The sequence below is a fragment of the Mesorhizobium sp. WSM4816 genome, from assembly GCF_055811535.1.
This window is the reverse complement of record NZ_JBVVQR010000066.1, coordinates 1-11220: the sequence shown is the minus strand read 5'-3', so window position 1 is coordinate 11220 and position 11220 is coordinate 1. Positions and strand designations below refer to the sequence as shown.

Genomic DNA, 11220 nt, shown 5'->3' with positions numbered 1-11220 from the left:
GCAGCTAGCTTGGCTAGGGCCGAGCTCGATAGGGCCTGCACAGCCGCACCTGTAATCCACACTGACGTGAACGTTTGCCGCGAGATTGCGTTCTGGCCGCAGACTTAGGGGCGTGCTCATACCAATTGGAAGTAGCTGCATCCGCGGCGGCTGCGCCTCTGTGGCGGGCGCGATAAGGAAGCAACATGCTGACAAAGGATGGTTATCTGCACTGGAGGCGAAAACTCGGCGCCCTCATGAAGTGCCTTCCAACAAGTCTGCGCATATAGGCGGCGCTCCAGCTCAACCGCGTTGCTGCTGAAGCCTAATTCCTGGAAAGAACTTGCTGAACCGTGTCTTGTGAGCACACTGCAAACGGTGGTTTGCAGTTTGAACACCCCGGAAACAGCACCATGACGAGCGCGGTCGCCTACTATCGGGTCTCCACACAGCGGCAAGGACGATCAGGTCTCGGCATTGAGGCCCAGCGTGCCGCGGTCGCCCGCTTTGCTGAAGCCGAGGGAATTGCCATCATCCAGGAGTTCACCGAGGTCGAAACCGGCAAGGGCTCGGACGCCTGGATCGCCGTCCGCAACTTGCCGCCGCCCTCGCCCTGGCCCGCCAGACAAAATGCCCGGTCGTCGTGGCCAAGCTCGACCGCCTGTCGCGAGATGTCGCCTTCGTTGCCGGACTGATGGTCCAGCGGGTCCCGTTTATCGTCGCCGAACTTGGCGCCGATGCCGATCCGTTTATGCTTCACCTTTACGCCGCTTTGGCCGAGAAGGAGCGTCGATTGATCTCGGAGCGAACCAAAGCCGCCCTCGCCTCTCGCAAGACGACCGGCATGAAGCTCGGCAATCCGACCAACACAGCGGAAGCTGCAGCGAGAGGTCGGAAGATCTCGATCCGGGAGGCTGATCGATTTGCCCAGACCGTGCTGCCGATCATCGCCTCTATCCAACGGTCCGGCATCACCAGCCTGCGTGGCCTGGCCATCGCCCTGAACAGCCGCGGCGTTCGAACAGCGCGCAATGACCGATGGCAGGTGTCGAACGTGCGCAACATTTTGGGGCGGCAAGCTTCTGCGAACCAACTTTTATAGGCGGGAGTAACTAGCAGTTGCCGTACTTTCGACAATCTCTATTGGGGATTAGCCAAGGGGTGACCATCCACACGACGACTCAGAACATCCGATTCCCCTCGTCAAAGGAATATGTGCGACTACAGCTGGCAGCGACTCCGCAGGCAGGGCTGGTCAGCGGAATGGATGCCGGACACCGCCTCTGGTGTTTGGTACCTTCCGTCAGGCTTCTGCCACTAGGTCTTTGGCCGGGAAGCGTTGTTGCGGTCAAGAATGGCCCACCGAACAGAACGACAAAACCGGCGATTCCCACCCAGTCGATGATCTGGCGCGTCCGTTCAGACCTTTGTCTTCCGTACGTGCCCTCAATCTGGCTGGCCATCTCGTTGCCGGCCTCGCTATTGTTCCCGGCATAGCGGTTGGAATGGCGATGGCCGGGTAGGTCCGTCGCCGCCTGTACATCCGAGGTCAGCGACGGCGCATGAGGCTATCGAAACTCTCTGATAGCCGCACGAACACCTACCGAACACTGCCGGTGTATCTCTCTTGTAGACTGAGGCGAAGGTGGCGCACCCTCCGAACGAATGGCCATATTCACGTTGATGACGCTCGGCAGCGACACGCAGTATTTACCTCAATGTGGGAGAAGTAGAGTGGGAGAAGTAGAAGAGGCCGCTTCACGCTTTCAACAGGCCGGAAGAGCATCCCGCCGGGCCCGATATGACAGTGCGGGTGCCCTCGCAGGGTTTTAAGAGGCAAAATAGGGAAGTGTCGGCTTCTGCGCTTTCGGACGAACGCACTCGATATCGAGGCAAGGACCACGACCGGCCGATCAAGCCCGAGGCGCAGCATTTCGAGCATTGTCCAGTGTGTCGGCAGGACTTCGACATGCGCGATCTCGGCCAGGTGCTTCATCATGCCGAGTCAGCAGAACATCAACCTCGATCGTTTGTGAACTGAAAGCCCGCGCCCCATGAGGAAAGGACGCGGGCGGATCGGTGCATCGCCGATCTGCAGCCCATCGTTGGGAGGAACAAGATTGCTGCACTTCCCGAACTTTCATCTCAAGCATGTGTTCCAGAGAAAGCGGAAAATGCCTGGAAAGTTTCGAGCCATTGATCGCAACAAAACCCTCCCGCCTGGCGTTCCGGTTCAATCTAAGGGCTGAAAAGGCTCACCATGGCGAGGAAGAAAAGTCCGACCGCGACCGAATGATGGATTTCCAGGCGCAGTTCCTCGCCAAGGAAGCCGGAATAACTGAAGCTCAAGCGCGCGAGCTGATCGAGTTGATTGGCACCGATCGGGCATCACTACTTCGGGAAGCTCGGCTACTGAAAAACCGGCTGAAGTCGCCGGACGCTTAGGAGCATCCACTGTGCTATCCATATGGGACAATTTTGAAATGGAAGCCGCTCGATTGAATGAGAGTCGCGCGCGCAGATATCGATGATCTTCGCCAGACGATAAACGATACCCGCCGCCTGATACTGGAATCCCGTAAGCTGTTGGATCGCATTGCTGCAGACGCCTACTCTGAGCAATTAATCAACCGCTCAAAATCCCGCACCATAATCCACGCTCGACCTTTCGGCCGTCGAAATTGAACCCGGCGCGGCCTGCGGAGAGAACCGCGCCTGATTGGAGGGGTGCTCGGAGCTACGACTTCTTGGTCTTCCAATCCCTCTTCGGTTTCGGTGCCGATGCAGTAGGAAGAGCAGTTTCGGCCTTCAGTCGTTGCTCCCGCAGCCGAGCTGTCTTTGCTTCTCGTGCCACGCGCTCAATGTCTGTTAATGCCCGTGCAGCATCCGACGTGCGCTCCTGTCTGTCGTGCTTTTCTTTATCAGTTAAACCTTGCCTTTCCTGCATCGGTTATCCTCGACCCGACGGGACAGCGCTTTTGTTGCCGACCCGAACCATTGTCGCCAGTCTCCAGACACAACAAAAAAGCCGCCGCACCTTTCGGCACGGCGGGTTGTCCTCTCAGTCGCTTAGGTCATTCGATGATTTTGATGATCTTGCGCGTGCCCGGATCAACGACCACGGTCCGGTTGTCGACGACAACGGTGCGGTATTTGGTGTCGGGGACTTCATGGAGCTCGACCGTCTCGGGTAGGGTTGAGCCGATATTGAGCTCCACTCCAGGGAGGTTCACCGATGCGAGCGGCTGCTTTTTCACGTATTCCCTGATGACCGTCTCCTGTTCAGGCTCGATGATGACGTCCTGAGCGGCAGCGACGCCGATACTTGCCAGCAGCAGAAGTCCCGCGGCTGCAGTGGAAAGACGCATTCTCATAAGTGGTGCCTCCTTTATGTGAGCTTTGGTCCGCTGAACGCGTCTTCGCGCGCCAGGCTCCCCAAACCTCATGCTGTTGCAAATGTTCCTTTTGCTGGGCTTTGGTCTGAGGCGCGGCAGGACCTAAGTCTGACCTGTTTCGCGGTATCAGCCGGGCAAGGCGCGCCACCCGGAACCGCCTTTGCGTACAGTCGTTGCTCGCTGCGAGTTCACTGGGAGAACGTCGATGGAGAATAGTGTCCACCAAGCCCGCTGGTTACTCGCTCCGGTCTTCGCCGTTTCCATCACGTTCCTGGCGATTGTAATAGTCGTTAGCTAGGGGACATTGGCTGTTGAGGCCGAAAAAACGAAATTGAGATCTGCGCAGCTACGTCCCTTCCTGCGCCGATAAAAGACCACCCGCCATTCCTCGATTTGGCGGGTGGTCAGCGATTTAGGGTCGCGAGGCAGCATCACCTCACATCAGGTCTTCGGCAATCCCGTCGAATTGCCTGAGGCCTGCGCTTGGAGGCCTTCGCTTAAGAAGCCCCTGTTCACTTGCGGCCGCCTTGAAGGCATCGAACGCGGCTTGTTGGGTGCAGTGTCCGGCCAGGCATTCCTCGATCATTCGAATTGCTTCAAGTCGGGACGGCTTGTCCATGAATGGCCATGGTTGCTGAAGCGCTTTCGCAGCTTCGGGTATCGACGCGACCACTATCGGCTTGTGATTCAGGTAAATTGTAATCGGAATGAACGTGGGCATCTTTGTCGCTCGCCAGGATTGAAGGCGGCTAAACGCGAAGACACGGGAGTGGTTGCATCGTTGTGAATTCAGAGCGCCGCTGTCAGATACGATCGAGGCTGAAATGGCACGTCCGAAGAGGCCTTGATCGTTCGGTTCCCCTGAACGGAGAACCCCGCGCCTCACGGAGGGGATGGCGCGGGCTGATCGGAGCATCGCCCGACCGGCAGCAATCTTAAGAGGGAACCAAGACCATACTGCACGTCCCGAACTTCCGGCCATATGTTCCCCTTGCAGGCTCACCAGTTCGATAATTCCGGATTTCACTTCGCTGAGAGGCGCGGCTTGAGCCGCAAGAGCTGCGGTCGCTGAATCAATAGCAACGGCTGCCTCAGCTGAATATTGCTGAAGTAGCTTGTACGCCCCGTAGCCGGCAGCCAGAACTGCCACGAGCGGGGCAAAGCGCACGGCCGTGGCAGCTGCCATCCGGCCTGTCTCCGCAAGCGCCTTACCCAGACAGCTTGGCCCATAGATTGTCGCGATCTGAGAACCCTGTTGAATGGCAACCATCAGAGGGCTCATGCCAGATGCGAGCCTTGGCGATCGCCTGCTGAAATGCGATGTCTTTCGAAGCTCCAAGCGTGGCAAACGTCTCGTGCAGTCCAATCGTGTCGACGCGAAGCTTCAAAAGGCTGTCGGAATATCGGCCAATGATCCGCGCCACCAGGTTGGTAGGGATTGGTTTACCATCTCGGGTCGCAGCTGTGATCGTGCGGTCGAAACGTTTGTCGCGTCGCTTCCGATTCAGATAGGCCCGCAACTGGTCGGGCTCGCCCGAAAGCAGTTTATCGCGGGCTCGGGCAACATAGTCGCTCTGAACTGTGGTGAGCCCGATCACCCCACCTTCTCGGCGGCCAGTCACCCTGTTGACGCGGCCTACTACCTCCAATGCGGCCCTCGTTGGATTGGCGCCACGGGCAAGGCCCTTAGAAAAGGCGGCAGGGATTGTTGATCAGCAACAATGTTGGTGACCAGTTGCGGCCACGCGGGCGAAACCGGCATCGGCCCAAGCGGAAGCCGGCAACGCAAAGCTCTTGCGAGGCCGGTGGAACAAGACATTCCTCGACGAGGTCTGCTCGTTTCCGAATGGACAGTTTGACGACCAGGTCGATGCCTTCGCCATGCTCTGAACGAACTGGCGCTGGGGTCGACCTTCACGCTCGACAATGTCTGACGGTTAGGCTGCTGACGTCAGTCAATGTGCTCGGGCAGCTGCTTCAACTGGTCGGTGGTCATTTGCGTGAGGGCATGCACGGTGCCGTCTTCGTCCCGCATGAAATCGAGCTGGCTCGCATATAGCGCGACGCGCTTTGAGCCAATGCCGAGGAACCCGCCAACATCGAAGACGACCTGGGCCTGGTCTCCGGTTCCATGCACGTGGTCGACGGAACTGATTTCCTCATCATCGCGACCGTAGATGGTCGCTCCTTCTAGCAAGTCAGCGCGCAGTTCAGCCTTCGTAAGCCGTACGTGATTGGTGTGGTCCATCTGTGGGGTCTCCTCTCATTTGGTCTGAGGTAACCCCCGGCACGGCCAACCGTTCCGAACGATTATTCAAAGGATAGGCCGTGGCGAACGTCATTACGCTGTTTCGCGACAGCCTGACCAATCTCGTCCCTGCATGGGGACGGAGCGAGACAAGGCGTCGAGCAGCTACTATGGCGTGCCGCTCCTAGATGACGCGTCGAGTTGGTCATGAAGGATCTGCGGCCGATCCCGCCGGCCGGGACGCCGGTCGCGTATATCGCTTTCATGGCGGGTTAGCCGCCGAGCGATATCCCAGAAAAGAGAGACGCCAGCGACGACCGCATGTGAGACTTGGCAACAGCGATGTCCCCATCGAAATCGGAAAAATCGATCTCCATATGATCGAACGTGGACAGTGCCCGCTCTTCCATTTCAGCCAATGCCCGATCTGGGTCATCCGATTGCTCAGCAATGATTGACGCAATTGCCATGAGCGCGATGCGAAGCCCCACAAGCTCCGTCGAATAATGGGCCAAGACAATCCATACCAGTCTCCTTTTAAGGTCCGGAACGAATGCTCATTCGCCTATCCCCCCGTGAGCGTTTCGAACAGCTTGTCTCGACCTATGAGCCGATTATCCCGGGAGTTGTTCATGACGATCTGACGCGCAGGCACAGCCGGGGTCCACGGTCATCGTCGCTGGTAGCCCGTCATCTCAAGATAGCCCTTGCCAGGGTGTGTGCCGGCCACCCGCACCGGACCTTCCCAATAGGGGATGCTGAGACCCATCCATGCCTGAGAGTTGAGCGCGCCGACGGTGACGTCGAGCGCACGGTCGGGCAAGACGAGACGCCAGCGCGTAGGAATTTCGCGCCCCTCTACCCAGCTCGTCTCCAGCGGGGTCGCAACGAGCTTGCCGTCGCCGTAGGGCGTCACGGCACCGTCCGCCGCGATCCAGGTGGCGGAGGTGAAGCCGCTGTCAGCGGCATCGCGCAGGCGGAAACCCATCAGCTTCTCGCCTGTGTCAAAGGAAAGCGAGAACCAATCCCAACCGTTTTGGTCGTCCGCCAGCGGCTGCGACGACCATTCGCGATCGAGCCACGCGGTGCCGCGCACCCGGATCTCACCTTCCGGCAGACTAATCTTTCCCTCAACTGAGAAAAAGGGCTGGGAATAGTAGTAGCTCGCCTGTCCTTTCGCCGACTTGACCGAGTAGCCGCCGGCGCCGTGGAAGACGAGCGGGCCTTCGGCATGCATCGCGATGTCGTAGGCGAAGTCATTGCCGGTCGCGCTGAGCTGAAGTCGGTCCAGGCTGTCGCCCTCCATCTGCCAGGCGTCGATCCAGGCCGCGAAGGGCTTGGCAATCACACCCGCCTGGCCGATGCCGCCGCGCGCGAAACGCTCCGTGGAGAGGTGGGTCGCGGCGCTGGTCACAGCGGCATGGCCGAACCACACCTGCGGGCTCTCCCATCCCTCGGCCTCGCCCGGCGCGAGCGCCGAGCGGAACAGCGTCCATTGCAGGCCGTAGTCCGCGCCGTCGGGCCCGGTGAGGTTCGCGGTCAGATACCACCACTCGATCCGGTAGTCCGGATGGGCTCCATGATCCTGCGGGAACTCGAATCGTTTGCCCGGTTCCGGAACGGCGAAGCCTTCGGCGTCTGTGCCGAGCCCGGCAAAGCCTTGGGCGAAGGCATTGCCGACACCCAGCAGCAGGAAAATAAGCGCCCTAGCGTTCATTGGCGAATATCCTCAGCAGCCCGGTCGGCTCCATGCGCGACAGCCGCCACGCTGGCCAGAGCGCGGCGAGCAGCGCGGCGGCGAGCGCGAAGAGCATCAGGCGGATGTATTCGACTGGAAACAGGTACATCGGCAGGCGCCAGCCGAACGCCTCGACATTGACAATGGCAAGCAAGACCCAGGCGAGCGCCAGGCCCAGCGGCAAGGCCAACACGGCCGTGATCGAGGCAAGCAGGATGGTACGCAGGATTTCTAGCCCGGCAAGCCGGCGCTGGGTGGTCCCCATCGCCCATACGGGCGCCATCTGCGGCAGTCGCATCGCCGCCAGCGTGAGCAGGCTCATCAGGATTGCAAACGCGGCAACCGCCAGCGTCAGCACGTTCAGCGCATCAGTCACGGAGAAGGTGCGCTCGAACACCGACAGCGAGAACGCCTTGATCGCCGCCTGGTCGATGATGCGCGCGGGTGGAACGTCGAACGCCTCCGTGAGCGCCCGGCGCAGGCCCTGAGGATTGCCGGTGCGAACGCCATAGCGGCTCGGCTCGATGGCCGGGAACGTCTGGCGAAACAGCGCCTCGCCGACGATGGCCTGGCCGATGGGATTTCCGTAATCGCCGACGACGCCCGCGACCGGCAGCGACAGCCCGGGGCCGAGCGCCAGCGTGTGACCGACGTGCAGCGCGGCGCGGCGCGAGAGCTGCTCGTTGATTACGACCGCCCTGCCCGCTTCGATCTCGTCCCAGACGGCGGGGATTGCGTCGAGGAAGCGCCAGTTTTCGCGGTAGGTGTAGCCGACACGCACCCCGAAAATCTCGGCCGGCAAGCCGGCGAGCGTCGCTTCGACCGACATGATCGGCAGCACGGCGTCAGCGTGCGCCTCGAGAAAACGTTCCAGAGCCGCCCGGTCCGCGACCGCGTCCGCATCGACGTACAGTTCGGCTGACAGGCGCTGGTCGAGGAAGCCGACAAAGGTCAGGCGGAAGCTCGAGACCATGGTGGAAACACCGACATTCGCAGCCATGGCTAGCAGCAGGGCCATCAGTGCAAGCCCGAGGCCGGGCAGTTGCTGACGCGTATCGGCCCAGAACCATTGCGCCATGGCGCGAACGGCTTGTGCTTCGCCAAGACGAAGGATTGCCGCCAGGCAAGGCGGCAGTGCAAGTGCTGCGCCGAGCAGTAGACAGGCAAGCAGCGCGAAGCCGGCGGCCAGCCCGCCCCCAGTGACGGCCAGCACGCCCGCCGCCGCGAGCAGCACGACCGCGGCTGCGGCCTGGAGCGTTCGCGTCCGTCCCGAGCCCAGCGCCCAGGCGCGGCCGCCGGCGCTCGCAACGACTGGCATCCGCGCCAGCCGCCACAACGCGCTCGCGGCGGCGAGCAATGCGCCGGCGAGCGCCATGGCGATTCCCGAAAGCCACCATGCCGGGCGGATCTGCAGCGTGCCTGCAACGTCGGCGCCATAGAGGCCCCGTATCGTCGCGGCCACGTCCGGCAGCAGGAGCGCTGCGATGAGATAGCCGAGCGCGATGCCGAGCGCGCCGGCAAGCGTCGCCAGCACGACAAGCTCGGCGATCATCAGGACGACCAGACGGCGGAGCGGCACGCCGAGGGCGCGCAGGGTGCGGATCACGCCACGCCGCTGCTCGAAAGCAAGGCCGATCGCACCGTGGACGATGAAGATGCCTACCGCGAAGCTGAGGAAGCCAAACGCCGTGAGGTTGAGATGGAAGCTGTCGGTGAGCCGGCCGACATCGGTCGCACCGTCCGCACGCTGGAGTACGAGGTCCGGTGCGATATCCGCCAGCGGCTGTTGCCGCAAGGGCTGCTCCGGCAGGACGATCAGGCGGCTGATGCGCCCGGCGCGGCCAAGCAGCTTCTGGACGACGCCGATATCGGCGAGCACGCTGCCCGGCGCGACCGCCTGATCGACCAGAACCGGGTTGGGCATGTTCGCCTCAAGGAGCGCGGCCATTTCAGGGCCGGCGACCAGCGTTTCCGCGCGCAAGAAGCGGTTGAGGTCGGTGCGGGCCAGTGCTTCGCTTGCAGCGGAACTCGGCGGCGCGGTCAGCGGATCGACGCCGACCAGCCTCACGGCGGTGCCGCCGACGCGCAGCCTTCCCTCCACCACCGGACTGACCAGCCAGCCGGCACGGCGCAACGCGACGAAAAGCGCCTGGGGCATCGAATCCCCCTCGCGCGGCATCAGCTGGTGGAACCGGCCTTCGGCCAGCGTAGCGGCGGCTGCATCATAGCTCGCGCGTGCCTCGGCGTTGATCGCCTGCACGCCTGACCATAGGGCCGTCGCCAGCGCGAGGCCGAGCACCAGCGTCAGCAATTGAAGCCGGTTGCGTCGCCAGTGCGAAGCCAGTGCCTCGAGGACAGCGCCGGTCATGCAAGGCGGCCCTGGCTGAGATGCGCCCGGCGCCCGAGACGTGCTGCAAGACGCGGGGAGTGGGTGACCATCAGGAGCGCTGCGCCGGTCTCCGCCACGAGCGCGAGGAATTGCTCCATCACCCCGTCCGCCGTCGCCTCGTCGAGGTTGCCGGTCGGCTCATCCGCGAGGATCAGCTTCGGCCGCGCGGCGAGCGCGCGGGCGATCGCCACGCGCTGCTGCTGGCCGCCGGACAACTGCTCGGGGTATTTCCGCAGTTGCGGCTCCAGGCCCAGTGCGTGGGCCAGTCGTGAAAGCTCCTGCGGTTCCGGCGTGCCGATCAGACGTGCCTGAAAGGCGATGTTGGCGGCGACGTCCAGGGAGGGGATGAGGTTGAACTGCTGGAAGATGATGCCCACCGTGCTTCGCCTGAGCCGGGCGCGACCACTGTCGTCGAGCGCGGTGACCTCCTGCCCATCAAGCCCGATGCGCCCGCCGTCGGCAGCGTCCAGTCCTGCCACGAGGTGGAGCAGCGTGCTCTTGCCCGAACCGGATTCCCCGGTCAGCGCCAGCGTCTCGCCGGCGTCGAGCGAGAGTGTCACGCCCCGCAGGACCGGCACCGGGCCTTCCGGGCCGGGATAGGATTTCAGCAGGTCTTCGATCGAAAGCAGCATGCACCACAGCTACAGTCTGTGGCGAAAAGGAAAAGCGCTGCAGTTGATAATTCCCCAGAGGAAGCGCTGCTGCCCTGCAAGACCGCAGCTGGTTTCAAGCGGGAAGCCGACAATTGTCGCGTAGAACCAACCACCAGACTTTGTCTTCTCGCCCACTTCGAAGAAGGCGGCGATCACGTCGGCGCATTCATCGCGCAGCACCGGGTCGTCGCCAACCTTGAAAGTGATCCAGGTGCCCAGCCCGACCGCCGAAATCGCCTTGCCGGTGGAAGGGATGGTGCGCGTCAGCGGGGCGGGCGTCGCGGCGAGCGTCTTTCCCGGCCAGGCGAGGGCCATCGGGGAGCCTGCGGCCACCTTAACGAATGTCCCTGCGGGTGATGTTCTTTCAACCGCCATCGCTGAACTCCGGCCTCCCCGCATAGTCTGGAAAAGTCTTCGCGGGTTCTACCCAATAGACAGGGCAGGACAGGGAGAGCACGAAGGCGTTTTCGCAGGCCGGTGACAGATCGTTCGTGCGTCTGGGGAAGGATGAGATTCGACCCACGGCTTAACCACCGGATCGACGATGCTATGCACTCCACAATGCAACCTAACGCGACTTTGGGCGAACAAACATCGAACACGCCATAATGCCTTCGCGCACATGCTGGGATCCGCTGTTCGTCATGGGCTCAGTTGTGCCAAGAGCGACCCTTCCGAGCCGAGAACCAAATGTGTCGCATTAGGGGCCGGAGAACGAACCCGCTGCGCGGGAGGGCGCCTGCGGTTGAGGTAGAGATCAGGAACCGGTCGTCGCGCCTGCATTGAGCGTTGTTCGGCGGCGGCAGAGCATGACGGGC

At 62.0% G+C, this 11220-nt stretch carries 12 protein-coding genes; 3 read left to right on the top strand and 9 right to left on the bottom strand.

Annotation, left to right across the window (positions count from 1 at the left end; all coding sequences use genetic code 11):
* Positions 1 to 392 precede the first annotated feature (392 nt).
* The 3 genes from AC0L3H_RS32295 (at position 393) to AC0L3H_RS32285 (ending at position 2424) form a co-directional block, all read left to right on the top strand.
* Entirely contained in the window at positions 393 to 674 is a 282-nt protein-coding gene (locus tag AC0L3H_RS32295) for a recombinase family protein (RefSeq protein WP_473588175.1), read from the top strand.
* Positions 557 to 1081: a recombinase family protein gene (locus AC0L3H_RS32290; RefSeq protein WP_473588176.1), complete on the top strand. Its 525-nt coding sequence runs from the start codon at positions 557 to 559 to the stop codon at positions 1079 to 1081. The genes AC0L3H_RS32295 and AC0L3H_RS32290 overlap by 118 nt, the downstream gene beginning before the upstream one ends.
* A 1094-nt stretch (positions 1082 to 2175) precedes the next feature.
* Entirely contained in the window at positions 2176 to 2424 is a 249-nt protein-coding gene (locus AC0L3H_RS32285) for a hypothetical protein (RefSeq protein ID WP_473495659.1), read from the top strand.
* A gap of 629 nt (positions 2425 to 3053) precedes the next feature.
* Here AC0L3H_RS32285 and AC0L3H_RS32280 read toward each other — a convergent pair.
* The 9 genes from AC0L3H_RS32280 to AC0L3H_RS32240 form a co-directional block, all read right to left on the bottom strand.
* The gene (locus tag AC0L3H_RS32280) at positions 3054 to 3353 is read right to left on the bottom strand and encodes a DUF1236 domain-containing protein (protein ID WP_473495660.1); all 300 of its coding nucleotides are present in this window, start codon (positions 3351 to 3353) and stop codon (positions 3054 to 3056) included.
* Between the two features lie 457 nt (positions 3354 to 3810).
* A complete protein-coding gene (locus AC0L3H_RS32275) occupies positions 3811 to 4560 on the bottom strand; it encodes a DUF982 domain-containing protein (RefSeq protein WP_473495661.1) in 750 nt (249 codons plus the stop codon).
* A 22-nt stretch (positions 4561 to 4582) separates the two neighbouring features.
* Positions 4583 to 4972 (bottom strand): hypothetical protein, encoded by a 390-nt coding sequence (locus AC0L3H_RS32270; RefSeq protein WP_473495662.1) that lies wholly within the window; start codon positions 4970 to 4972, stop codon positions 4583 to 4585.
* A 353-nt stretch (positions 4973 to 5325) separates the two neighbouring features.
* Positions 5326 to 5622: a PRC-barrel domain-containing protein gene (locus AC0L3H_RS32265; protein WP_473495663.1), complete on the bottom strand. Its 297-nt coding sequence runs from the start codon at positions 5620 to 5622 to the stop codon at positions 5326 to 5328.
* A gap of 272 nt (positions 5623 to 5894) precedes the next feature.
* Complete coding sequence (locus tag AC0L3H_RS32260) at positions 5895 to 6137, bottom strand: hypothetical protein (RefSeq protein ID WP_473588174.1); 243 nt, start codon at positions 6135 to 6137, stop codon at positions 5895 to 5897.
* 155 nt (positions 6138 to 6292) lie between these two features.
* Positions 6293 to 7339 carry a lipocalin-like domain-containing protein gene (locus tag AC0L3H_RS32255; RefSeq protein ID WP_287178888.1) on the bottom strand — a complete coding sequence of 349 codons (1047 nt, stop codon included), beginning with the start codon at positions 7337 to 7339 and terminating at the stop codon, positions 6293 to 6295.
* Complete coding sequence (locus AC0L3H_RS32250) at positions 7329 to 9728, bottom strand: FtsX-like permease family protein (protein ID WP_473588173.1); 2400 nt, start codon at positions 9726 to 9728, stop codon at positions 7329 to 7331. Before AC0L3H_RS32250 ends, AC0L3H_RS32255 begins: the two co-directional genes overlap by 11 nt.
* The gene (locus tag AC0L3H_RS32245; RefSeq protein ID WP_473495667.1) at positions 9725 to 10381 is read right to left on the bottom strand and encodes an ABC transporter ATP-binding protein; all 657 of its coding nucleotides are present in this window, start codon (positions 10379 to 10381) and stop codon (positions 9725 to 9727) included. The genes AC0L3H_RS32250 and AC0L3H_RS32245 overlap by 4 nt, the downstream gene beginning before the upstream one ends.
* A gap of 9 nt (positions 10382 to 10390) precedes the next feature.
* Positions 10391 to 10777 carry a hypothetical protein gene (locus AC0L3H_RS32240; RefSeq protein ID WP_473588172.1) on the bottom strand — a complete coding sequence of 129 codons (387 nt, stop codon included), beginning with the start codon at positions 10775 to 10777 and terminating at the stop codon, positions 10391 to 10393.
* Positions 10778 to 11220 lie beyond the last annotated feature (443 nt).

Excerpts from the sequence above, each read along its gene's own strand:
- AC0L3H_RS32245 (WP_473495667.1), bottom strand. The coding sequence starts at position 10,381 with ATGCTGCTTTCGATCGAAGACCTGCTGAAATCCTATCCCGGCCCGGAA.
- AC0L3H_RS32250 (WP_473588173.1), bottom strand. The coding sequence starts at position 9,728 with ATGACCGGCGCTGTCCTCGAGGCACTGGCTTCGCACTGGCGACGCAAC.
- AC0L3H_RS32295 (WP_473588175.1), top strand. The coding sequence starts at position 393 with ATGACGAGCGCGGTCGCCTACTATCGGGTCTCCACACAGCGGCAAGGA.
- AC0L3H_RS32275 (WP_473495661.1), bottom strand. The coding sequence starts at position 4,560 with ATGGCAGCTGCCACGGCCGTGCGCTTTGCCCCGCTCGTGGCAGTTCTG.
- AC0L3H_RS32240 (WP_473588172.1), bottom strand. The coding sequence starts at position 10,777 with ATGGCGGTTGAAAGAACATCACCCGCAGGGACATTCGTTAAGGTGGCC.
- AC0L3H_RS32265 (WP_473495663.1), bottom strand. The coding sequence starts at position 5,622 with ATGGACCACACCAATCACGTACGGCTTACGAAGGCTGAACTGCGCGCT.
- AC0L3H_RS32255 (WP_287178888.1), bottom strand. The coding sequence starts at position 7,339 with ATGAACGCTAGGGCGCTTATTTTCCTGCTGCTGGGTGTCGGCAATGCC.
- AC0L3H_RS32280 (WP_473495660.1), bottom strand. The coding sequence starts at position 3,353 with ATGAGAATGCGTCTTTCCACTGCAGCCGCGGGACTTCTGCTGCTGGCA.